Source organism: Paenibacillus sp. IHBB 10380 (assembly GCF_000949425.1).
In the GTDB taxonomy this organism is placed as follows: domain Bacteria; phylum Bacillota; class Bacilli; order Paenibacillales; family Paenibacillaceae; genus Paenibacillus_AQ.
This window is the reverse complement of the sequence record NZ_CP010976.1, coordinates 1,815,899-1,839,204: the sequence shown is the minus strand read 5'-3', so window position 1 is coordinate 1,839,204 and position 23,306 is coordinate 1,815,899. Positions and strand designations below refer to the sequence as shown.

Annotated in this window: 25 protein-coding genes and 2 pseudogenes; 11 read left to right on the top strand and 16 right to left on the bottom strand. The window is 40.5% G+C overall.

The window, feature by feature from the left end; genetic code table 11:
* Positions 1-24 precede the first annotated feature (24 nt).
* Positions 25-384, top strand: coding sequence for a VOC family protein (locus UB51_RS07885; protein WP_044876841.1), 360 nt, complete (start codon positions 25-27; stop codon positions 382-384).
* 279 nt (positions 385-663) lie between these two features.
* On the opposite strand, the gene UB51_RS07880 is transcribed toward UB51_RS07885, so the two are convergent.
* On the bottom strand, positions 664-1,212 hold the full coding sequence (locus UB51_RS07880) for a superoxide dismutase family protein (RefSeq protein WP_044876840.1): 549 nt from the start codon (positions 1,210-1,212) through the stop codon (positions 664-666).
* A gap of 283 nt (positions 1,213-1,495) precedes the next feature.
* Here UB51_RS07880 and UB51_RS07875 point away from each other — a divergent pair, with 283 nt between their 5' ends.
* The gene (locus UB51_RS07875; protein ID WP_044876839.1) at positions 1,496-2,203 is read left to right on the top strand and encodes a DUF421 domain-containing protein; all 708 of its coding nucleotides are present in this window, start codon (positions 1,496-1,498) and stop codon (positions 2,201-2,203) included.
* 97 nt (positions 2,204-2,300) lie between these two features.
* Positions 2,301-2,463, top strand: a pseudogene (locus tag UB51_RS27635) (glycerol dehydrogenase); the annotation flags it as partial.
* A gap of 97 nt (positions 2,464-2,560) precedes the next feature.
* On the opposite strand, the pseudogene UB51_RS26945 reads toward UB51_RS27635, so the two are convergent.
* Positions 2,561-2,668: pseudogene (locus tag UB51_RS26945) on the bottom strand (VOC family protein); the annotation flags it as partial.
* A 163-nt stretch (positions 2,669-2,831) separates the two neighbouring features.
* Here UB51_RS26945 and UB51_RS07870 point away from each other — a divergent pair.
* On the top strand, positions 2,832-3,212 hold the full coding sequence (locus UB51_RS07870; RefSeq protein WP_234405563.1) for an iron-sulfur cluster biosynthesis family protein: 381 nt from the start codon (positions 2,832-2,834) through the stop codon (positions 3,210-3,212).
* A gap of 127 nt (positions 3,213-3,339) precedes the next feature.
* Here UB51_RS07870 and UB51_RS07865 read toward each other — a convergent pair whose 3' ends face one another.
* From UB51_RS07865 to UB51_RS07855, 3 genes are all read right to left on the bottom strand, one after another.
* The gene (locus UB51_RS07865; RefSeq protein ID WP_044879968.1) at positions 3,340-4,881 is read right to left on the bottom strand and encodes an acetate--CoA ligase; all 1,542 of its coding nucleotides are present in this window, start codon (positions 4,879-4,881) and stop codon (positions 3,340-3,342) included.
* Between the two features lie 253 nt (positions 4,882-5,134).
* Positions 5,135-6,691 (bottom strand): ABC-F family ATP-binding cassette domain-containing protein, encoded by a 1,557-nt coding sequence (locus UB51_RS07860; RefSeq protein WP_044876838.1) that lies wholly within the window; start codon positions 6,689-6,691, stop codon positions 5,135-5,137.
* 175 nt (positions 6,692-6,866) lie between these two features.
* Positions 6,867-7,142 carry a hypothetical protein gene (locus tag UB51_RS07855; protein ID WP_044876837.1) on the bottom strand — a complete coding sequence of 92 codons (276 nt, stop codon included), beginning with the start codon at positions 7,140-7,142 and terminating at the stop codon, positions 6,867-6,869.
* A 199-nt stretch (positions 7,143-7,341) separates the two neighbouring features.
* On the opposite strand from UB51_RS07855, the gene UB51_RS07850 reads away from it, so the two are divergent.
* A complete protein-coding gene (locus tag UB51_RS07850; RefSeq protein WP_052675803.1) occupies positions 7,342-8,526 on the top strand; it encodes an acyl-CoA dehydrogenase family protein in 1,185 nt (394 codons plus the stop codon).
* A 57-nt stretch (positions 8,527-8,583) separates the two neighbouring features.
* Here the strand turns inward: UB51_RS07850 and UB51_RS07845 are convergent, their stop codons facing one another.
* Positions 8,584-9,186: a nitroreductase family protein gene (locus UB51_RS07845; RefSeq protein WP_044876836.1), complete on the bottom strand. Its 603-nt coding sequence runs from the start codon at positions 9,184-9,186 to the stop codon at positions 8,584-8,586.
* A gap of 317 nt (positions 9,187-9,503) precedes the next feature.
* On the opposite strand from UB51_RS07845, the gene UB51_RS07840 reads away from it, so the two are divergent.
* Complete coding sequence (locus tag UB51_RS07840; protein WP_162484579.1) at positions 9,504-9,671, top strand: hypothetical protein; 168 nt, start codon at positions 9,504-9,506, stop codon at positions 9,669-9,671.
* A gap of 132 nt (positions 9,672-9,803) precedes the next feature.
* On the opposite strand, the gene UB51_RS07835 is transcribed toward UB51_RS07840, so the two are convergent.
* The 3 genes from UB51_RS07835 to UB51_RS07825 are packed head-to-tail and all read right to left on the bottom strand — an operon-like array spanning position 9,804 to position 12,031.
* A complete protein-coding gene (locus UB51_RS07835) occupies positions 9,804-10,520 on the bottom strand; it encodes a class I SAM-dependent methyltransferase (protein ID WP_044876834.1) in 717 nt (238 codons plus the stop codon).
* A 60-nt stretch (positions 10,521-10,580) separates the two neighbouring features.
* Positions 10,581-11,285 (bottom strand): 4'-phosphopantetheinyl transferase family protein, encoded by a 705-nt coding sequence (locus UB51_RS07830; RefSeq protein WP_052675802.1) that lies wholly within the window; start codon positions 11,283-11,285, stop codon positions 10,581-10,583.
* A 41-nt stretch (positions 11,286-11,326) separates the two neighbouring features.
* Entirely contained in the window at positions 11,327-12,031 is a 705-nt protein-coding gene (locus UB51_RS07825; protein ID WP_044876833.1) for an AlkZ-related protein, read from the bottom strand.
* 159 nt (positions 12,032-12,190) lie between these two features.
* On the opposite strand from UB51_RS07825, the gene UB51_RS07820 reads away from it, so the two are divergent.
* Entirely contained in the window at positions 12,191-12,676 is a 486-nt protein-coding gene (locus tag UB51_RS07820; protein ID WP_044876832.1) for a double zinc ribbon domain-containing protein, read from the top strand.
* 96 nt (positions 12,677-12,772) lie between these two features.
* Here the strand turns inward: UB51_RS07820 and UB51_RS07815 are convergent, their stop codons facing one another.
* Positions 12,773-13,777 carry an aldose 1-epimerase gene (locus UB51_RS07815; protein WP_044876831.1) on the bottom strand — a complete coding sequence of 335 codons (1,005 nt, stop codon included), beginning with the start codon at positions 13,775-13,777 and terminating at the stop codon, positions 12,773-12,775.
* A 241-nt stretch (positions 13,778-14,018) separates the two neighbouring features.
* Between UB51_RS07815 and UB51_RS07810 the strand changes: the two genes are divergently transcribed.
* Positions 14,019-14,609: an RNA polymerase sigma factor gene (locus tag UB51_RS07810; RefSeq protein WP_044876830.1), complete on the top strand. Its 591-nt coding sequence runs from the start codon at positions 14,019-14,021 to the stop codon at positions 14,607-14,609.
* 96 nt (positions 14,610-14,705) lie between these two features.
* Here UB51_RS07810 and UB51_RS07805 read toward each other — a convergent pair whose 3' ends face one another.
* The 3 genes from UB51_RS07805 to UB51_RS07795 form a co-directional block, all read right to left on the bottom strand.
* Positions 14,706-16,022, bottom strand: coding sequence for a hemolysin family protein (locus tag UB51_RS07805; protein WP_044876829.1), 1,317 nt, complete (start codon positions 16,020-16,022; stop codon positions 14,706-14,708).
* A 319-nt stretch (positions 16,023-16,341) separates the two neighbouring features.
* Positions 16,342-16,845, bottom strand: a complete 504-nt coding sequence (gerQ, locus tag UB51_RS07800) for a spore coat protein GerQ (RefSeq protein ID WP_082063071.1) — start codon at positions 16,843-16,845, stop codon at positions 16,342-16,344.
* A gap of 71 nt (positions 16,846-16,916) precedes the next feature.
* Positions 16,917-17,339: a cell wall hydrolase gene (locus UB51_RS07795; protein ID WP_044876828.1), complete on the bottom strand. Its 423-nt coding sequence runs from the start codon at positions 17,337-17,339 to the stop codon at positions 16,917-16,919.
* 265 nt (positions 17,340-17,604) lie between these two features.
* Between UB51_RS07795 and UB51_RS07790 the strand changes: the two genes are divergently transcribed.
* The 3 genes from UB51_RS07790 to UB51_RS07780 all read left to right on the top strand — a co-directional run bounded on the left by UB51_RS07790 (position 17,605) and on the right by UB51_RS07780 (position 20,836).
* Positions 17,605-18,474, top strand: coding sequence for a carbohydrate ABC transporter permease (locus UB51_RS07790; protein WP_234405640.1), 870 nt, complete (start codon positions 17,605-17,607; stop codon positions 18,472-18,474).
* Positions 18,475-18,476: 2 nt separating this feature from the next.
* Positions 18,477-19,295: a carbohydrate ABC transporter permease gene (locus tag UB51_RS07785; protein WP_082063288.1), complete on the top strand. Its 819-nt coding sequence runs from the start codon at positions 18,477-18,479 to the stop codon at positions 19,293-19,295.
* A gap of 155 nt (positions 19,296-19,450) precedes the next feature.
* The gene (locus tag UB51_RS07780; RefSeq protein WP_044876825.1) at positions 19,451-20,836 is read left to right on the top strand and encodes an ABC transporter substrate-binding protein; all 1,386 of its coding nucleotides are present in this window, start codon (positions 19,451-19,453) and stop codon (positions 20,834-20,836) included.
* 134 nt (positions 20,837-20,970) lie between these two features.
* Here the strand turns inward: UB51_RS07780 and UB51_RS07775 are convergent, their stop codons facing one another.
* From UB51_RS07775 to UB51_RS07765, 3 genes are all read right to left on the bottom strand, one after another.
* Positions 20,971-21,369: a DUF2500 domain-containing protein gene (locus UB51_RS07775; protein ID WP_044876824.1), complete on the bottom strand. Its 399-nt coding sequence runs from the start codon at positions 21,367-21,369 to the stop codon at positions 20,971-20,973.
* Between the two features lie 201 nt (positions 21,370-21,570).
* Positions 21,571-21,762, bottom strand: coding sequence for a hypothetical protein (locus UB51_RS07770; protein ID WP_044876823.1), 192 nt, complete (start codon positions 21,760-21,762; stop codon positions 21,571-21,573).
* Positions 21,763-21,955: 193 nt separating this feature from the next.
* Positions 21,956-23,239 carry a YCF48-related protein gene (locus tag UB51_RS07765; RefSeq protein ID WP_044876822.1) on the bottom strand — a complete coding sequence of 428 codons (1,284 nt, stop codon included), beginning with the start codon at positions 23,237-23,239 and terminating at the stop codon, positions 21,956-21,958.
* Positions 23,240-23,306: the final 67 nt, after the last annotated feature.

The following is a 23,306-nucleotide window of genomic DNA, read 5'->3' as shown; positions in this document are numbered from 1 at the left end:
ACAACACTATGGGGGGATTGAAACATGCAAAAAATATGCGTAATATCGATTTTTGTCTCTAACATGGAACTAGCAAAACAATTTTATTGCGAAAGATTAGGATTTGAAGTTTCACAGGAGTACGACGAGACACTTGTGGGCTTGAATCATGAAGAAATCCCAATTATTCTGTGCCAGGTAGAGCAGCCCACTCAAGCGAACTATCCGAGGCAGGCCCAAGTGGTTCTGGGCTTACAGACGGATAATCTAGTGCAATCGATTGCCGAACTGTCATCCCAAGGTATAGAAATGATTTATAATACGCCACAGCCCTGCCCTCCGGGATACTACAGCGCGTTTAAAGATCCATTTGGCAATGTTATTGAAATATTAGAATTCAGCTAGAGACCCACTACCAGCTAATGAGAAAGGAAGATAATATAATGACCATTACAGCAGAAAGTGAACCCGAAGTTGACGGCAAGTTTGAGCTCTATTTTGACCCGTCCCAAAAAGATAAGATGAGTTAACCCTAATATACATCGTATAGAGGATAGTACGTAACTCAAAAGAAGACCCGTAGACGTGTTTCCATCTGCGGGTCTTCTGCCATTGTGTATACGTACATTGATGTGGCTTACATGAACATGACTAGCTATATCGATCGTCTAAAGCATAAAATTATTACTTTTGAATGGCTGCACAGGCAACCCGATTACCGGAATTACCAGATGGGTCCGTAACATAATCATCCTCCTTCTCGTGGATCACGAGGGCTGATCCGCCAGGCTTTAGTAAAGAATTGGATAAGCCTTGGGTTAGTGTCACCGTATTACTCTCCAAATCAGCTCTTACGGTTCCATCTTCTTTCACTTGAAGGTTCAATAAGTCGCCAGCATGATATCCCTCTGGATTGTTAAATCCGTGTTGCTTATGATTAGGATTCAAATGCGCCCCTGCTGTCTTAAAGTCAGGCGCATCACACTTCCCTATTTCGTGGAAATGTATGCCATGTACACCAGGTGTAAGATTCTTTGCTTCGATATGTAGCTGAACCCCGTCGGCTTTTTGGGTTATTACAGCAGTACCTATCTCTTCACCCTTAGTGTTTATTATATTCGCTTTAACCTGCTGCGCCTCTTCCGATCGGGCGAAGGCTGCTGGAATCACGAAGGCAGCGACTAGGAGTAAACTAAGCAAACCAAGACAGACAAACACAACATTTTTTTTCATTACGCTTGTGCCTCCTTTATTGGATTGGGGTTACCTCACCTCAACAGCGTAACCTTTTTCCAGTAAAAGAAAACATAAATCCAACAAAATTCATTTAATTTAAAGATTCACCTGCTTTGTTAGTGCCTCTGCATAAGAGATTGTTATGCTAGGTCTTATAGGCTCTTGTGCTTCGACTTCCTTTTCTAAAATGTATCCTGTAGCAAAAGTATGCGTCTAAGCCATTTAGGAAATGAATAGGCAGATAGCTTAGTATTTCTACCGACTGAGGTGACAATGAAAAGTGCTTGAATATTTGGATTTAATCGGAAGAACAGTTCTGGCGTTTATAGCTTTACTATTAATTTCAAGAATTTTGGGAAAACAAACCATCTCGAATATGACTTTCCATGATTTTGCAACAGGAATTACGATGGGAGCGATTGCAGCGAATTTAGCTTTCAATAGACAATTTCATGTTTTATATTTTCTCATGTGTTTAGTTGTATTAACTCTTACTTCCTATATTTCATCTGGAGTAGCTCTTAAATATCAAAGAACAAGACATTGGATTGCAGGAGCACCAACTGTAGTTATTGATAAAGGGAATCTACTTGAAGGGAACATGCGAAAAATCCATTACACGTTGGACTCCCTTAATCAATCATTGAGAGAAAAGGATGTATTTAATCTGGATGAGGTAGATTATGCGATTTTGGAGACGAATGGAAGGCTATCAGTAAAGAAAAAAGATCAATATCTAACCGTAACCAAACAAGATTTACATATCGCATCAGATCATTCCATTTTTCCAATTGAATTAGTTATGGATGGAACAATCATGCATAGAAATTTAATAGGAAATAATATATCGGAGGAATGGCTGATGAAAGAAATATTTAATAAAGGCAAAGAAGTTCACGACATTTTTTATGCCGTAAAAACGACAACCGGGAATCTTGTATTTGATTATTATCAAGATAAATTGAATCATCCTGTAGATAAAGAATAGGCAAAAGAATAACCATCTCTATAAGGGCAAAAAAAGAATGATCATGTCATAAGAAGACAATTACTATATCGTATTGGGCAATAACACTATCGATGGTGTGAAAGATCTAGGTGTCGATAAGTTTGTGAGAATCCGAGTGGCGTCAAGTGGCTGAATTGTCTTGTGCGGCTAATGATCCAATGGTTAATATACCTTTCCCTGTTACACCTGATGATGTATATAACGCCATTGTAGCAGCTAATCCAATCGCAGAATCGTAAAAAGAGCAATAATTCTCTTAGATGTTTGATAATTGATGATTCAATCAAGAATACAACAGCTCTGATCGCATCGTTGCGACAGAGCTGTTTCCTTATTTTATTCGCTTTTTGCAAGATTTAATTGCCAAGAGACACCATATTTATCTGTGACCCACCCAAACTTCTCACTCACAGGTGTGGCCGATAATGGCATTAACACTTGTCCACCATCAGCTATCTCCTTGGTTTGTTATTCCTTACTTTCTTTGGAGTCATTGTGCTAGTACGTTGGATCTCGGTTCTATTTGCTATACCGGATTTCATTCTCCTATCCCCCATTTGGTACTTAGTGTATATTTATGATGACGATCCATTTAGCAGGAGCCATAATGACGATTGTTACGCTAGCATTCTCTACCTACACCAAGATATTTAAGGAGCGTATATATACTATGAACATTCAATTAACTCCACTGGCAAAAGAAAGATTAAATACAAGTCTTGGAGTTCGACCAGGTTACGTTAAACTTTTCTATGATACAGAAGGTTGTGGGTGTGACGGAATAACAGTACTGTTGATCATAAACGAACCCGATAGCGGCGATATTAAAGTCGAGGCTGGCTTGATCCCTTTACTAATTAACCCCCAGCAAGAGATTTATTACGAAGAATTCATGCGACTTGACGCAGACCCTAATTATCCTTCTTTTAAATTATCAAGTAATTCTATGGTGTACAGTACGAATGTTAAAATACGAGATATTCGTTAAACCTCACGCGAAATAGCCGGATGGTATGGTCAAGTTACACTGTAACATGATCAAATAACCCTGAAGGTCCCATTATGCATCGTTTGGGTTCTTCAGGGTTTATTTGATTCTATGATTGCAGCGAGCCTTACTCCTGCGAAGCCCGTTGCTCCTGCTGCCGCAGTTCTACTCTTCGGATCTTACCTGAGTTTGTCTTAGGGAGATCCTTAATAAATTCTATCTTTCGTGGATACTTGTATGGAGCTGTCCATTCTTTGACATGGTTCTGAAGCTCTTTGACAAGTTCTGGTGAACCTGCTATTTCCTCTTTTAGTACGATGAACGCTTTCACCACATGGCCTCTGATCTCATCAGGACTAGCTATAACGGCACATTCTTTTACCGCATGATGCTTTATGAGAGCTTCCTCTACTTCGAAGGGACCTATCGTATATCCCGAGCTAATGATGATATCATCTCCACGACCCTCAAACCAGAAGTATCCTTCTGCATCCTTCTTTGCCCGATCGCCTGTCACGAAATAGTTCCCGTGTATCGAGGCTGTTTTGCGTTCAGAATCTTGGTAATAACTTTGAAACAATGCTGGCATATCTGAGTGAACAGCAATATCACCCACTTCTCCAGGAGCTAGCGGTGTACCCTCTTCGTCTATGACTTCTACAAGTCCTTCAGCAATAGACCTGCCCATGGAACCAGTACGTGAGGGAGCATCCTTCAAAGTTCCGATTAAAAGAGTACTTTCTGTTTGCCCATAACCGTCACGAATAGTCAAATCGAAATGCCGTTGGAATTCGTTAATCACTTCCTCGTTCAGCGGTTCTCCCGCTGATACAGCACTTCGTAGGTTAGATAAATCGTATTGATCCAATCCATCCGTTTTCGCCATTAACCGATATTCCGTTGGCGTACAACATAATACCTGAACACCATAACTCTGTATGAGTTCCAAATAACGGTTCGGCTGAAACGAACCGTTATAGACGAATCCAGTTGCTCCACTTCCAAGGACGGACAAGAACGGGCTCCAAATCCACTTTTGCCATCCTGGTGCTGCCGTTGCCCATACCGTGTCTGATTCCTGAATATCCAACCAGAGAGATGCAGCGATTCGTAAGTGAGCATAACCCCAGCCATGACTATGAACCACACCTTTAGGGTTACCAGTTGTTCCAGACGTATAAGCAAGAATCGCCATATCATCTCGGTGGGTTTGCACAGCATCAAAGGTATCCGATTGACCTTTCATCGTTGCCTCCAACCCTAACCAACCAGCCTTCATTTCAGCTCCCTCCGCTGAAACTGCGATGCGGTAATCCAAAGAAGGGATGTCCTCATCAATCTTGTCTACTTCCTGAGTAGCGTCAGACCATACTATAACAGCTCGAGCCTCAGAATGACGTAGACGATAAGCTAGATCCTTGGCCCGTAGCATCTCCGAAGAAGGAATAATAGCTAGTCCTGTCTTTAAACAAGCAAGATATATGACATAAGCAATGATTCTCCGTGGTACCATAACCAGCACTCGGTCTCCTTTGCGAAGTCCAAGACCTTCTAGCCCATTAGCGAGTTGGTTAGCTTGCTTAAGGAGTTCTCCGTATGTGATCTCTTCGTAATCACCATTCTCATCCAGCCACTTAAGCGCAGTTTTAGCGGAATCGAAACGCTCCATTTCTGAAGTCAGATTGTAATATTCAGGTGAGATCCATTGTTTATAATCCAATTTGAGTCGTCTCCTTTGTTGATCAGATAAATAATTGATACTATATCGTATTATTATAGCACGAATTCCTAGTACCAGGTTCTAAACTCTTATAGATCGATTATAAACGAAAAGACCCGATAGAGTTCACTTTTGTCTAAGTGTCCATCTTTCGGGTACCCTCTCATATCATGTATCTTAGTGAACCTTATTGGATCACTATTTAAAAGACCTTAGTCGTCCATGACTCACAGTTCCACGTATCCGTCACAACATCACGATAAAATTCCGGTTCGTGAGAGATCAACAGAATACTGCCTTTATATGCTTGGAGAGCACGCTTAAGCTCTTCCTTGGCATCCACATCCAAATGGTTTGTAGGCTCATCCAGCACAAGTAAATTCGATTCGTTGTTAATCAGCTTACAGAGTCGTACTTTTGCCTTCTCACCACCGCTTAGAACAGCTATCTTGCTCTCGATATGTTTGTTGGTGAGTCCACACTTGGCCAAGGCGGAGCGGACTTCAAATTGGGTATAGGAAGGGAACTCCTTCCAAATTTCTTCGATACATGTATTGTAATTGGTGTCCTTCATTTCCTGTTGGAAATAACCAATTTCCAGATTCTCTCCAAGGTGAACCGATCCGGACAAAGCCTGGATTTCACCTAGTATGCTTCGTAATAATGTCGTTTTACCAATCCCATTCGCACCGACTAATGCGATCTTCTGGCCACGTTCCATACGGAGGTCGAGTGATCTAGATAGAGGATCTTCATAACCAATGACAAGTTCTTTAGCTTCAAAAATCAGCTTACTTGAAGTTCTCGCATCCCTGAAATTGAACTGCGGCTTCGGTTTGTCCTTGGCCAGTTCAATGACATCCATCTTATCCAGTTTCTTTTGTCTGGACATCGCCATATTTCGCGTAGCGACACTTGCTTTGTTCCGGGCAACGAAATCTTTCAACTCTGCAATTTCTTGCTTTTGACGCTTGTACGCTGATTCAAGCTGCTGCTTTTTCATTTCGTGAACCTGCTCGAAGTAGTCGTAATCACCGACATAGCGGGTTAAATCCTGATTCTCCATGTGGTAAATCAGATTGATAACGCTATTAAGGAACGGAATGTCGTGTGAGATGAGAATGAATGCATTCTCATACTCTTGCAGGTAACGTCTTAACCACTCAATATGCTGCTCATCCAAATAGTTTGTCGGCTCATCGAGAAGCAGAATATCCGGTTTTTCGAGCAAAAGCTTGGCTAGTAATACTTTCGTACGTTGACCACCACTGAGATCGTTGACATCCTTGTCCAGTCCAATATCCGTTAATCCCAGTCCGCGAGCGGTTTCATCGATTTTGGCATCGATTAAGTAAAAATCCTGATTCGTCAGCATATCCTGAATCGTACCTACATCCTCAAGTAGCTGCTCCAGTTCTTCTGGGGTAACCTCCCCCATCTTACCGTACATATCGTTCATTTCTTGTTCCATATCGAATAGATACTGAAATGCTCCCCGTAGGACGTCACGAATTGTCAAACCTTTGCTTAGAGCAGCATGCTGATCAAGATAACCTGCACGCATGCGTTTTGACCACTCAATTTTGCCATCATCCGGTTGAAGTTTACCTGTAATGATATTCATGAAGGTGGACTTACCTTCGCCATTGGCTCCGATCAGTCCGATGTGCTCGCCTTTGAGGAGGCGAAATGATACGTTGTTAAAGATAGCACGGTCACCAAAACCGTGGCTTAGTCGTTCTACGTTTAATATGCTCATATATGACACCTTTTCTTTTAGACTTATTCTCTTTTATTATAATTCCTTATACTTTGATTACATTTTTAACAAGCGCACCGATTGAATATCGGCACGCGCTGGTTGTATCAGTCGATTCGAATCTTTCGTAAATTGTCGCTCCTGTAAACGGAAAGACTTTTTCGATTGTACTGTACTATAGACTAGAAGAACCCTCTTCTCCCGGGTCATTATTCATAGCTTTAGCCTCTTTGCGGATTTCACGAACTGGTCTTTGGACCCAATTATCGCGGTTCATCCGCTTAACGCTGTTAATAGGAATATCGATCTCACGATTAATTTCAGCTACAATCGCTTCTATTGGCTGAACAGTGGGAATGCCCTCGTTGGTTCTAGTTAGTGGTTTGCCCTTACTACCTTTTGGGGGTCCACCATTTCGTTTGCCTTGGTTCCATACTCTGCCTTTACTCATCTCAACACTCCATTTCACTATCCTATGTATCAGTATATCAACATCTTATTATACATACCAGAACTACAATGATAAACCTATGTAAGCTAATCCCATGATCATGATCATGATTCATTTAAGCTGATCCTTCATTAGCTTCGTTTATTTGCGCTTAATCAAAAAAGAATGATATTCTGAGATATAATAGGAGGAATAACATATGCCTAACATTCAGAATTGGTTCGCTGTAACTGAGAAGCAGCAGCATCTATTGAAATACATCGGGGACATCGTGGACAGACAACCATTAGCAGTTCAAGAAACAGATGAAACTAACGGATTCAACGAAGAGCTAGTCTCAGAATTGAGAACAAGTGGATATCCATCCTTCGCTGTGCCTAGTGATCTTGGAGGACAAGACCTTTCACTAACGGAACTGCTGCTCTGTCAAGAACGAATAGCTCAAGTAGATGCTCCTACGGCATTAGCTATTGGATGGCACATGATCACGGTGCTTGATTTAACGCGAAATAATACTTGGGATAGTACTACCTTTACAGCCTTATGTAAATCGATTGTTGAACAAGGCGCTTTCGTCAATAGAGCAGAGACAGAGGCCGCTACAGGAAGTCCAACACGAGGAGGAAAGCCAGAATCTCGTGCTACAAAAACTATCCAAGGATATGTACTGAACGGACGTAAAACCTTTACCTCTCTTTCTCCCGCACTAGATTATTTCATTGTCTCAGCAAGAGAAGAAACAACGGATGCCATCTTTGAATTTCTTATACCGAAAGGAACCCCAGGACTTGTCATCGATTACACTTGGAACATGCTTGGAATGCGAGGAACAGCAAGTCATGACCTTGTTTTTAATGATGTTCTTGTTCCGCTAGAATCCCATGTATACACAAGACCTGATCAAGTGAATCCGGGCAAAATCAATCCTTATCTGTTGAGTATACCCGCCTGCTATTTAGGTATCGCCTTGGCGGCAAGACAGGAAGCCATTACATTTGCTGCTCAATATCAACCCAATAGTCTAACACATCCTATTATTCAGCTACCCAACATTCAACAAAGTATGGGACAAATCGAATTAGAATTATCTGTAGCCCGGCACTATATGTACGCAGTAGCGGCACGCTGGGAACAGGACGACGCCACTCATCCAGACAATCACGCTTTTGTCAGTTCTGATCTTGCAGCTGTTAAATCATTTGCAGTCAACACGGCTATATCCGTGGTAGACAAGGCTATGCGCATTGTCGGTGTGCATAGCCTAGCCATGTCTCATCCCCTACAGAGGATGTATCGTGATGTTCGTTTCGGTTTACACAATCCCCCAATGGATGATGTGACTCTTCGAAAGTTAGCTCAGAGAGCTATTGAAGAGCACAAATAAGTAGCCCCTCCTCATCGTTAAATAGAGGACGGCTACCCACGTTGTATTGAGTTTGATTTATTCGTATACTTTAACTCGTTCTTCAAGGGGTTGAAATTGTTTCTCACCTGGCTCGGAAGTTGGTTTACCGAACGGCATTTCAGCAATTAGCTTCCAATGTTCTGGTATGTTCCACTCCGATCTAACTTTGTCATCGATCAATGGATTGTAGTGCTGTAAGGAAGCTCCTAATCCTTCTTGTTCAAGCGCTGTCCACACCACAAGTTGAAGCATGCCACTAGACTGATTAGACCATATTGGGAAATTGTCAGCATACGCTTGATACTTTTGTTGCATACCAGCAACCACACTCGTATCTTCGAAGAATAATACCGTACCATAACCACTTCGGAAACTAGCCATCTTCTCTGATGTAGAGGCAAAGGCCTTATCATCTCCTACAACTACACGTAGGATGTCTTCGGTCAAGTTCCATAGTTTATCATGTTGTTCATCAAGTAAAAGAACTGCCCGAGAAGTCTGAGAGTTAAAAGAAGTCGGTGTATATTTCACTGCATGCTCGACAAGTTCCTGAATACGTGAATTGGGGACTACCTTTTCTTTACTAATCCCATAATACGAACGTCTATCTTTGATTGCGCTCAAAAAATCTTTACCCATTATGTTCAATCCTCCACATTTAGTCTTCTTGCCGTGTCGTAATATACTATACCCATTCTCCTTAAAATAAAACGCACTCGATTTTAATTTTCCCCTAAGCTACTATATCCGCAACATTCTCTATCTTCCATCATAGGGGATCGGAACCTGTATTCCTAATGAACAGCATAAGGATATCAATAATTTGAGTAAGGAGATATTTTTATTCTGCGATTGTAAACGATACGCGTACCGAAATGATGTTTGTAAAGAGCTTTTACGGGCAATATAAGATAGCATGACAAAAATCAATCTGCTGGTGAATGGAGGAATCAATCTTGGATCATCAAACGGAAGATCAGGTCCGCAACAAAGAAAACAAAAGTGGCGATTCCTTGGCTGAAAGAAAAAAGATGGAGAATGGCGTCGATATTGAGCCACAAGCCGATGAATGGGTTGCCAAACCTTCTGCATTTAGTAACGTAAAGTCATCGTCAAAAGAATAGTCCTAGCAAGTCTAAAACCCGCTCCTCAATAAATAGGAGCGGGCTTTAGCGACGAATTCTACTTGAATTGCTGAATATTTCATAAATTGAATTCTTTCAACTGACGTTCTGTACATAAACATATTTAGTACTCTAGGAAATCTTCTGAACAGCAAACGTAATCGACTGGCCGCGAAATTGTGAGGGCTTATCATACTTTTCCTCATCGATAGATAGAAGTGTCGTTTTCTGATCAAGCACATTCCATTCGTGATAGACTTTTTCAAGAATTGTAAATGCCTTCTCCGTGGACAAATTGAGCTCAATTAGCGTTTCTAACTCACGCCCCGTATCTCGATCGACCTCCTGAACCTCTGTATTCATCGTAATACAGTGGATGCCGCCCAACCTCGTGCCCAGCTTCATTCGTTCTAACACCTTTATGAACGCTTCTTCTGAGGAGACGTGTTCTAGACAGCCACATGCCGCGATATAATCATAAGAGTCTTCCAGTATATCTACCTGTTCCGCATCCCCCTTTCTAGCTTCGATAACATTCGCTACATCGTATTTCTTCGCATTATCACGTAGCTTTTCTATAGCTTCATCCAGTAGATCAACGCCAACAACCCTACTATTCGTCTCTTTAAGCCGCACCGCAAGTGGAATCGTGTTACGCCCTGCTCCACAGCCAAGATCTAGAACAGTCACATGATCTTGATGCTGTAGTAAACGATCTAATAGTTCCATTACAATGGGAATCGGTTGGGCCATCCATGTACCCGGTTCTAAAATCTCATGATCACTATAAAGTTCATTATGGTAATTCGCTTCAGCCTTGCGGGCCTCGTCAAAATTAGCTTGATTCATATAAACCGCCTCCTGTATCCGAGGTATTACTTTCAAACCTCTCTAAAAGTAATACCCCATTTACAGTCTTCCTAAAGCCTTGATTAAAAAGTCCGGTTCCTTCACAATGACGGAATATTCCTTGTTATCAGCATTATCAGAATTAGAAGTACACAAGGATAACTTATATTTCTCTTGAAAATCAATCCTATGAAATGAATACCGTTCTTGTAAATGTAAAGGCTCAATACTTGCAGCTCCCCCATCATGAAGTTGAAAGGAGAATGACCGAAGCGGATGTGATAATCCTAATCCTATTGCCTTTACATAACTTTCTTTCAAGGTCCATATATGATAGAAATAATGAAGTTGCTCAGTGCCGGTTAGAGCCTCTAATGTTGCCTTTTCTTCATCTGAGAATACGAGACGTGCCAGTTCAGTATTAATCGGTTTGATTTCCTCGATATCTATTCCTACAGGCTGATTATCTACCGCACACACGACCCACGTCCCTGAATGACTAATATTAAAATGGAACGCGGGAGCATCCTCCACGAAAGGCTTTCCGTAAGGACCCACATTAAAAATAATGGGAACGGTTGTTGGATCGATTCTCTGACCTATGACAGCACGCACCAGACATTCCGATACAACACTTCGGAGTCTATCGTTATAGAACTTATATCGTTCGCTCTTCTTTCTTCGTTCATCACCAACGTACATGATCAGCTGTGAATATAACGTATCATCTATACCTTCAATAGACATTGCATATATTTCTACCATCTCTTGCCCCTCTTCTCAAATACATATCATACCCTATTATATTATTGGAAGGATTTCATTTGAAACTGTTTACGTAGAAATAGAACAGCCTCGGCACTACAGACGCTTTCAAGTCTATCACTTAATTCAAAGCTGGCCTCTTCACGACTAAGTGTTAGTGTCTTCATGCCTGCCCCCTCCATCCAATGGCCTACCGTTTCATAAGAAGTGCTGTTCCAGCCATTCTGTTCTCCAAGTTCATTTACTTTCTCCTTAACGCCCGAGATCACAATATCTAGATTTCCTTGAAGCTCAAGTACTGCGTTATCAAAAGCAGTTTTCATTTCTTTGGCTTTCATCCCAGCACGTCCTCTTAACGCTCGTGTATCAATACCTTCTTGCTCCTGAATGCATCGATAGACCTCAACGGCTGCTTTAGACATTAATCCGTTGTGATAACGAGTATTTGGATCATCGGTGTGACTAACTACTTTTAGCACATAAGGGAACCATTCGCGCGAGATCAGGACGGCTTTCTTCTTCATCATTTTTCCATATGCTGCGGCTCCATCTCCAGGAAATCGCGTCCGCCATTTCCATGGGTCATTGTCTGTGTCTGAATGCCACTGATTAGGAGCTGTCACACTAACAAGCGAAGGATGCCCTGGAATCATGGAAGCGAGTGGTAAAATACCTATCTGCTCGATAAGCTTAACTGCTTCATCATAAGTATGTATAATGATTTCTTTGTGATCTAGATTCGCCATAAGTTCACCCCTTAAAAAGGTTTAATTGTAGGATTGTTATAAATCTAACCAAGGTCATACACAACCGTGTAAGACCATACACTATAAGTAGAATCTTTATATTGACTGCAAAAATCATGGAGTAACCCTCCAAGGTACAACCCATGAAGGAGGAAATGTATGTCCCAGTTCTTCTTTAAACTGAAACAAGGTGTCTCTGACGTTAGCAAAAAAGCACACAATACCGTTGAAACTACAACATTAAAAATTCAATTAACTACGAAAGAAAGAGAAATAGAAAAGAATTACACCGACATTGGACGGGTTATCTATGCCTGTGTGAAGCGCAAGGAGAGTGTAATTCCAACTGTATCTTTACAGAAATATCAACAAGCTATTCAGCGATTAGAACATGAAATTGAACAAATGCAGCGCAAACTCCAACATAGTCAAAATCTCAAAGAATGTGGTTGTGGCAAAATGCTCCCTACTGATGCAACATATTGTCCATTCTGTGGGCAGCAATTCCATCTCATGAAGGTGAAAACAGTCCCTATCGCCTCTCCATACAATACCGAAGTAAAGAGCAATCACTGTACACATTGCGGCACAGCATCAGCTACAGCAGACCAATACTGTCGTAACTGTGGTCAACAACTTAACTAACCCGACTATTGGAACCAAGTATATGAAAGCACATATCTACGATAAAGATATGTGCTTTTTATTGTTAGTTCAACCTAATTCATTTAATTAATGAAATTAATTATTAATGCCGTATAAACGACTGGTTTGTTCCCAGATCTCTCCTGGTTCTATTCCGATTAACCCGATCTCCTCAGCGTCCTTGCCACTTATATTAGGCGCATTCACTAAGTTCATTTGCGGTTCAGGACAGAAGTATCGGCCATTTGCACCATTGTTCCAAATCATCCAATACTTATATGACGTACCTACATCATAAATGAGCTTGTCGCCTGTCCGAGTATCCGTCAACTCCATATGATTACGCCCATTTTGAGGCATTGCCGTGTAATGGTTATCCATCCCTGCAAAATAAGGATTCACCCCATCCCCCTTCATTAGTACTTCATCAGGCGATAAGGGCTGGAATTGACCTGTTGGCAAATTGCGCTCGTTCAGTTCAACACGTTCACCGATGGTGATCTTAACACGGTAATCAGAAGCTTTACTATCAGGTGCAAACGGAGCATGGATAGCCGTATGGAATGCAATTAGATTCGGCATACGCTGCGTACCTTCATTGATTACTGTAACCTGTTGCTGAAGGCCCGCATCACTCAAGGTATAACGCAGTCTAATGGTGAAGTCGAAAGGAAAGTATTGTTTGTACAGATGCCCCTCGCTTACTCTCTGTGAAAGAATGACCACACTTTCCAATACATCCGATGTATAACGTTCTACAGTCCATGGTAGCGTATGCATATAACCGTGTAAATGATTACCTGTAACAGGCTCATTCACTGGCAATTGATAGACTTGCCCATCCCAAGGAAATTTACCATCTTCATAGCGGTTCGGTGGGAATAACACAGGAATCCCATAGATTCCGGGACTTGCCTTGAAATCATCCATTTCTTCTGCCTTCGGTTCACGCAAGAAGTGGTAACCCTTCTCCTTATCTCTAAATAGAATTAGATTAGCGCCCATTTCAGGCAGCACGGCTGCCTCATAGCGCCCATGCGTAAGCCATATGGCGGTTTCTCCTTGAAAATTAGTTTCAAATGCTGCATTTGGATTATCCATTACTTCCTCCTGTGAAATCGCTTAAATTCATTCATTTATATCATATCATATCATGCCATATACATTCCAAAGGGGCGATGTCAGAGAGATTGCCTTAACCTTCTAGATGTCCATTTCCACATTAAATATCCAAATATGAAATAGTTAAGTTCATTCATGAATTAAATGGTAATATAGATGGGTATACATAAGTACTCTTTTATGGTGACATAGTAAGATGATAGATTGAGAGGGAAGTACCATGTCGAATACGCTTCAATTGTTGGTGACAGCAAATTTCAATATACTTAGTCAATCCATCCAACAAAAAGTTTATTATGAATACTATGAATATGTTTATGGTTTAGTTTACTGTATTGTCAAAGATCGTTCTTCTACAGAAGATATCATTCAAGAATCATTCATTAAAATCATTGAGAACAAGCCAAAATTTGAGAATGAAGTGAAGTTAAGAGCTTGGCTAAAAGTAGTGACAAGAAATACCTGTATGAATTATTTACGAAAAAACAAAAAACATCTTCAGAATCAAATAACCCTAAGCAGTGACTCCATCTGTTTAGAAGAACTGTCCGTTTCCCCAATATCTGTTGAACATATTGTTGAAACGAAAATGATGGAGGACTCCATTATAAGATACATCAATACACTCAAACCCGAATCTAAAGCTATCATTGAGTATCGATGGAAATACGGATTGTCATACAAGGAAATGTCTGTGCTACTCAACACTCGTGAAGAAATTATCAAACAAAGACTATTTCGCATTAGAGAGCGCATCAAGAAATTATTATGTACAGATTGGGAAATAAGAGACGTCACGCGCAATATTTAATCAAACAGCTGTACCATCCGATTCCTGCCGCTATAATGTTCACACAAAAAGACAAGGTGCTCGATCTCACCTTGTCTTTTTATACGTGCCTTTAAGTTATGCTCCTGCTTCTTCCACCATGAATTGTTTCTTAAGCAGTTGTATTCTTGCGATCCGCTTGTTGTCCGTCTCTTCCACTATATATATATAGTTGTCGAATTCCACTGATTGGCCCTTCTGAGGAGGGATCGTTTCAAGTCGTGAATAGAGCCAGCCACCTATAGTATCGTAATCGGTGGTGTCCATATCTAATCCAAAACGTTCATTAATTTCATCAATGAGCATTAATCCATCAATGGAATATTCGTCATCTCTTATATTCTCTATACCGGGTCGTTCTTCATCGAATTCGTCTTGAATCTCCCCAACGATCTCCTCCATAATATCTTCCAACGTTACAAGTCCTGAAGTACCCCCATATTCATCAATTAATATGGCGATCTGAGTCTTACCACGTTGCATCAGCTTAAGTAATTCACTGATCTGAATCGATTCTGGAACCGTTATAATTGGGCGGACGATGTGAGGATATTCGATGTCATTAGCTCTAAGCAAGTCTTTGATATGAATAAATCCGATGATATTATCTTTATCTCCCTCACATATCGGATAGCGTGTTCGCATTCCATCGTATGCGATTTCCAGGTTCTCTTCTCTTGGAATATGATTGTATAAACAGATCATTTCCGTTCTAGGGATCATGATCTCCCTTGCAGTCGTCTCCGCAAAGCCAAATATATTATCGACAAGCGCAAGTTCTGTATTGTTAATAAGTCCACTTTTATTGCTTTCTTTCATCAAAATGCGTATTTCTTGCTCCGTATGAGCTGAGTCCTGCTCTGATACTGGTTCGATGTGTAGCATTCTCATTAGACCATTAGCCAGTCTGTTGGATAACCATATAAGCGGGTACATGATCGTATAGAATAAAGTCATCGGTGCTGCTGATAATAAAGTTACCGTATCTGATTTCCGAATCGCGAATGTTTTGGGTGCTAATTCACCTAGAACGATGTGCACGATCGTGACAAATAGAAAAGCAAGCGCAATAGAAACCACCGTTACTATCGTATTGTTGAACCCTAAAATACTCAATACAGGCCTTATCCACCCTGAAATTGCAATTTCGCCAATCCAACCCAATCCTATAGAGGCGAGTGTAATACCAAGCTGGCAAGCAGAAAGATAAGCATCCAGGTTGTTGGTAATTTTCTGTGCAAATAATGCACCTCTCCGTCCCTCTGCAACTAATGTTTCGATTCGATTACTTCTTGCGTTAACCATAGCATATTCAGCGGATACAAAAAATCCATTCAATACAACTAAAATAAATAACCATAATAAATAAAATAAACTCGGTAAAGGGTCATCCAATCTTATTCCTATTCGTCGATATCCTTCTTTGACGAATAGGTACACCTCCTTCGTATTCTTAGAGTAATTTGATTGTTCATATCCATGGATTGTTTAGACAGCATCAACTTCCCAAGCGACTCATCTCCATTCAGTATGATTTTAACTTATTCATTTAATTATATAGTTCTACAATACACAGTCAAACGTCGACGTATGACTATATCATACAGAAACAATGAGTTTTCATGGAAAAACAGCGATTTAACACGCCTAAAGGGACGCCTTCGTCATTTGCGAAGAAAAGAGCGTCCCCTACTTGATATTAAATATTGAAATGTTATCTACTACCTTGGCCTGAAGTACCAATCACTCCAGGATATGAATAATTAAGAGGCTCATCAAATGTTACGTAATCTAAGTTGAGAGTTAAAAGTAGAAACCTCTTACCCGTAGCCCGGTCACTAATAATAATATGGTCACGACCAGCAGCTTCGACGACCCCTTTGAATATCTTGGCATTCCATTCCGAATTGTTCTCGTATGTCATGTAGAATGTTCCTGTTTTCCCTAAGTTTGCACGTAAAATGTTCTCAACATAGGATTGCTCAAAGACCGGCGGTGGAGTCGTACTCGCTATAGTTCCTGACGGTGTCATAGGACTCCCACTAGGGACTTGGGGAGGCATCATGCTCGATTGAGGTGGCATCCCACCTGATTGGGGAGGCATCATGCCCGATCCCATTCCCATATAAGGCATATTATTATTATGCAGTCCACGATCATTACCATTTCCAATTCTATAATTTACCAGTTGGGGTTGATAAGGTTGTTGTGTAATCACGTTATATATTTCCTCCTTATAATACAAGCAGATTTAATTCTATACTTATAAGAGTTCATTTCAGTTCATCTTTAATACACTGTAGGGCAATCCCCTGCCGTTGGGCTAAAGAAACAATGCGATTTGAACCTACCTGTATTTTGTTGATTGTACCATGTACTTGGGCAAGCTCCTTCAGGCCTGAAAAACCAAAGAGCATTACTAGCAGGCCATATTCGTTCACCATTAATGACTCGTGTAGCTAACCTAACATCTCTTTCTCGTGCCTTTTGATAAAAATATCCTTTTTGCGTTGCCTCAAATCCTCCAGGGCTTTGGTATACCATTTGCGTAATCGTGCGAATACTTGGAAAGTCCAAACAATCTCCTAATACACGATTAACGCCTACGTTTCCAACCATTAACATGCCCTGCTCTCCTTCTCCCTCAGCTTCGGCTCTCATTAACCTACCTAATAACCTAGCCTCTTCTGAGTTTGTTTTAATAACAGCCATCTTCCGCTCCGCCTCCCCTACCAACAAGTATTTCTCATTCTTAACCCCATCTTATGTTCATTCGCCCAGTAAGGTGACTTTTTCATAAATAAACAATCATTTAACAAAAAGGGTAATCCCCTCTAACATGTAAATTTTATACTCTTCATAAGAATGAACAGCCGAAAGCGAGGTAACATTATTCATGAATAAAGAGGTCACCCTAAATCCTACCTTCACACCCTCTGTTAAGCACAAAGTTAATAAGAAGTCTCTACGTCGTTTGATGTGGTTTGAACGTCTACTTGCATACTTATTTCTAGCCCCTTCTCTTCTCTTATTCGGAATTTTCCTTTTCTACCCGCTTGTAAAATCTCTATATTTGAGTTTGTATCTAACAGATCCGCGAGGCCGGGTCGCTCAGTATGTAGGTTTAGATAATTTCACGAACCTATTAACATCTGAACTATTTTACAAAAGTATTCAAGTCACCTTACTATTCATTCTTTATACCGTGCCAACAGGAATCCTCCTTGCCTTGCTCCTTGCAGGTCTGGCTCAAAGCAAATTACGTGGGATCAGGATCTTTCGCTTCATCTTCTCATTGCCCATGGCTATCTCTGTTGGTACAGGCTCTATTATCTGGATGATCCTATATCATCCGACTTTAGGGATGCTTAACTATATTCTAGGACTACTGAGTATTGAGCCTATTCAGTGGTTAACTGACCCCAATTGGGCCCTTATATCAATCGCTCTTATGACCATCTGGATGAATATTGGGTTCCAATTTATTGTATTACTGAGCGGGATGCAAAGTGTGCCCCAAGATATTTATGATAGTGCTCAAATAGACGGAGCCCGTCCCATTCGTACTTTTATTAGCTTGACCTTACCCCTCATTACACCTTCCCTCTTCTTTGTCTTTGTTGTATCTATCATTGGAGCATTTCAGTCATTCGGACAGATCAACATTCTAACGAAGGGTGGTCCTATGAATAGCACCGATGTTATGGTCTATAACATTTATCAGGATGCATTTGTAAATTACAGATTTGGCATTGGAAGTGCACAAGCACTTATTCTATTCTTCATTATTCTTGTGCTTACTCTGTTTCAATTTAAATTCCTTGAGAAGAAGGTGCATTATCAATGAGGATGAACAGAATGAACCAAAGTCTCCTATATTTCATCCTCATTATTGCTTCATGCCTATTACTGTTCCCGTTGCTATATACATTAACATCCTCATTCATGACAAGTAACGAATCAGCAGCCTATCCTCCAAGGCTATTCCCTGAGGTACTACGCTTTGAGAACTATAGTCAGGTACTGAACACGATACCCATCATGCGTTTCATTCAGAATAGCTTCGTTGTCTCATCACTCATTATGTTTGGACAACTCCTTACAGCAAGTACTGCCGCTTACGCTTTCGCCTTTTTACGGTTTCCAGGTAAGACTGTCCTATTCTCTATTTTTCTATCTACGATGATGATTCCTTGGGAAGTGACGATGATCCCTAACTATCTAACGATTAAAAATTGGAATCTGCTAGATAGTTATACTGGATTAATTTTACCTTTCCTTGCTTCTGCATTTGGAACATTCTTGCTGCGACAATCCTTCTTACAATTACCTAGTGAACTATTTGAAGCAGCCAAAATCGATGGATGCGGACATATCCGTATCTTTGCATCCTTAGTTCTTCCTTTATCCACTCCTATGCTTGCTACACTTGGCGTATATTCATTCTTAAATCATTGGAATATGTATCTATGGCCACTGTTGATTACGAATAAAGAGGAGATGAGAACCGTCCAAATTGGCATTAGCATGCTTCAATTTGAAGAGATGACAGCGTGGAATCTAGTCTTTGCCGGCATCATTATGGTTCTTCTCCCGTCCCTGCTACTGCTTGTCCTTGGACTGAAACCGCTCGTACGAGGAATTACGGCTGGAGCACTTAAAGGTTAGATATAGCATTACTTGGTTCTGTTCATGAGTTAAATAGAAGGAAGTTAGACGAGAATCCACTCATGCTTCAACTTGTTCCGATATTAGAAGCTTTTGAACCTGACTGCTTCTGATTTCAGATAAATATGATTCAAAAAGGGAGAGATTGTGAAATCATGGAATTGAAATCAATGCGTAAGCAACCACTAGTACTATTAGTATTCATTTGGGTAATGCTGATTGTCTCTGCCTGTGGATCAGCTGGTAATAATGAGGTTAAGGGTGAAGCAGCATTAGCTTCTACCGAATCAGGGATAGTACCTGTAGAACCTGTTAAAATTATCTGGTGGCATTCGATGAGTGGTGAATTGGAAACTACACTCAAAAAGCTCGTCTCTGATTTTAACGCTTCTCAAGAAAAAGTACAGGTTGAAGCGGTCTTTCAAGGAACTTATGATGAGAGCTTAAACAAGCTCAAAGCATCCATGGATTCCGAGAGTAGTCCAACGCTAATGCAAGTCTACGAAATTGGTAGTCGTTACATGATCGATACGAAAGCTATTACTCCAATACAAACGTTCATAGATAAGGAACAATATGATATATCTGGTCTGGAACAGAATATACTGAACTACTATACTTTTGACAAACAGTTGTATTCGATGCCATTCAATACCTCTAACCCAATTCTTTACTACAACAAGGATGCATTCAAAGATGCAGGACTTGATCCAGAGAATCCGCCTACAACTTATGAAGAAGTAGCTGTAGCAGCTAAGAAACTTACGAAAAAGGGCCAATCAGGAGCCTCCTTCGCCATTTATGGATGGTTCATGGAACAATTATTCGCGAATCAAGGGCAAGACCTTCTTGACAATGGGAACGGCAGAACAAGTCCAGCTACCTCTTCCTTGTTGAATAACGAGACAGGAGTTAGCACACTAAAGTGGTGGAAGCAAATGTTAGATGATAAGTCACTCATTAATCTGGGGCGTAAAACAGACGATACGAAGAAGGCTTTTGCAGCAGGTCAAATCGCCATGACGCTTGATTCAACAGCATCTCTCCGTGGAATTGTAACGGCAGCGGAAGGTAAATTCGAAGTCGGAACGACCACTCTGCCAAGACCAGAAGCAGGTAAGAAAGGCGGAGTAATCGTCGGAGGAGCAAGCTTATGGATTCTGAACAATCGTTCAGAATCAGAACAACAGGGAGCTTGGGAATTCATTAAATTTCTAGCTAATCCTACAACTCAAGCTTACTGGCATGTAAACACAGGCTACTTCCCCATCACATTAAAAGCTTATGACGAGCAGATTGTGAAAGATAATCTTACGAAGTATCCACAATTTCAAACAGCTGTAGATCAGTTGCATAATACCATCCCAAGTCAAGCTACACAAGGAGCCGTCATGGGGGTCTTTCCTGAAGCTCGTCAATTAACAGAGACGGCCATTGAAGAAGTGCTTAACAATAATAAATCTCCCGAACAAGCGCTAGATAACGCTGCCAAGGAGATTACACTTAAAATTCAAGAATATAATCAGACGGTTAGCAAATAGTAAGGAAAAATTACATTCTTAACCCCGATGATCACGCAATTGCGGTGGTCATCGGGGTTTTATTCCTCATAAATCATTTAACGCGTCATACCCCCATCTAGAACGAGATAAGTACCTGTGACGAATGAAAATGATTAAGCATCCTCTTGTGGTGTGAATTTGGGTTTCCTCTGAAACCCCATGTATCGCGTCCCTTGGAAGGTTAAGCGTCCCGTATCTCCTTCCGCACACATCCCGTATTCTTCACCATCTACGGTGAACTCTATCCGATCACCGCTTTCTACCTCGAACGTTATATAATAAGAAGTACGGGTATAGCTGGACATTTGATCATTCGACCGTTGATGGTGCCTCACTTCATTCCTTTTACTCACAATTTGAGAGCCTACGGTAAGTATTGGCTGTTTGTTATTCCGACCCCACTGTCTCACACCCTTACCGATACTTAATAAGATAATTCCAATAAAAACAACGACAAAGATCGGTATCACCGTTCCAACGAAATCAAACATCCAAAATGAATCCATCCCCAAGTTGATATCCCCCTTTCTCCCTTGTACACATACTTTAGATAAGCTTCTGTCCTTGTCTCTTCTCAATGTATATGCCACTTGTACTGAAAATTGAATACTTCTTATGTATGTATAGATAACAAAAGAAGAGACTAGGAAATATTTCCCTTTGCCTCTTCTTAATACGATCTATTTAATAAATAGTTTCTTATATACAATCCATTAAGCATGCATCATTTGTAGAAATTTCTGAGTCTCAGTCACGTTAGCTTCTTGCTCTGTTAGCATTCCATGTTCTTCCCAACAACTTTTGCATTTCTCTTCAGAATCACAAGCATGAGCATCTTCACATGTATAGCAAAATTGAAGTAGTTTTTTACTAGTTAAGTCTACGTTATTATCGAAAGTTGTCATCTGTAACACTCCCTCTTAGTTTCAATCTTGTGTACACTTCTTCTTTACACTCTAAAGATACCATACATTCCAAACAATGATTGTGATTAATTTCACATTATAATGAAAAGTTTTAATTTTTATTTAATTATTTTCAATATTCTATTTTAGTGTTTAGGCAGTGTTCCTAAAATACACACTGCCTTTGTCGTATTCACAGTACCTTCCAACTACTTCCTCCATCAATGGTTTGTAGTAAAAGGGAACGTTTGGTATCACTATTCTCTAATAAAATCCAACCCATATATGAATTGATAAATTCTAATTTAACGACTACAGGATGGATCGCTAGCTGCTCCTCAAGTATAGGGCTTCGAGGTAATTTACTCCATGACTTTCCTCGGTTATACGTATGGAATAAAGAAACGTCTTGTAATATCCAACCTTCGTTTTCATTAATAAATACAGGTTGAAGGAATTGATTCACACCTTTAGACCACTTCAGATTAAACGGCGTGAATTCCCAGCTATGTCCACCATCTATTGTGAAATAGCCATTAAATTTAGAACTGCTACCTAGAGTACAGCCTATAGACATCCAACCTTTTGAGCTATCACCTGCAAAAAATTGAGGTCCCTCTGTAAAATAGTTGCTGCAATTTCCAAATTTATTTCTATCGAAGAATTTGGATTCATCAGACCAAGTCGTACCCGCATCCTCTGTTCTGTATAACTTAGGGATACCAAGATCTTTCGTCGTTATAAACCCATTCGTAGAATCTATGAAATCCATACCCATAACATAACCCCTATGAGGTATAGATTCACGCATATTGTTAGCAGTAGCTTTCGTTCCAGCATTTTGCATAACCTTTTTCCATTTATCTCCACCATCGTCTGTATGGAATAATGCCTTTTCTTCCTTCCCCATCGATGTTTGAGTCGAAGTCATAATCCAACCACGATCTATAGAGGTGAAGTAAATATCAACAATGTTCTCCACACCTGTAATAGAGGAGATTTTCCAATTACGTCCCCCATTTACTGTACGTAATAACACCGTCTCTGTTTTTCCTTGAGCATTACGAATAATCCAGCCATTCTGTGAATCTATGAAAAAAACATTAGATCCATATTTAATATTCGCACCAAATTTAACATTTGCAGCAGGTGAGATATTAATCCATGACTTTCCGTTATCCTTTGTCTGATACATCCGCAGAGCGTTCTTTGTTAAGCCCCAAGCAAGACCTGTAGTTCCGTTAATCATGTGGAAATCAGTCAGGCGTGTCTGAATTTGATATTTTTTAGTAACATTATCGCTTTTAGAAGTAATTGTATCCGGTGTAACTACATTCAGTACCTGTCCTTGTTCACCCAAGTCATCCACTTGTTCTGGCGTGGTGTTAGCTCCAATATTCGAGGAAGGGGAAGAGCAAGAACTTAGAATGATACTTACTAAGAATATGATCCATAGATATGCCTGTCTTATTGTCAAATATAGTCCTCCTAATCTATACGATCCCTATAAAGTAACCATTATATCATAATGATAGTAGCGTAAA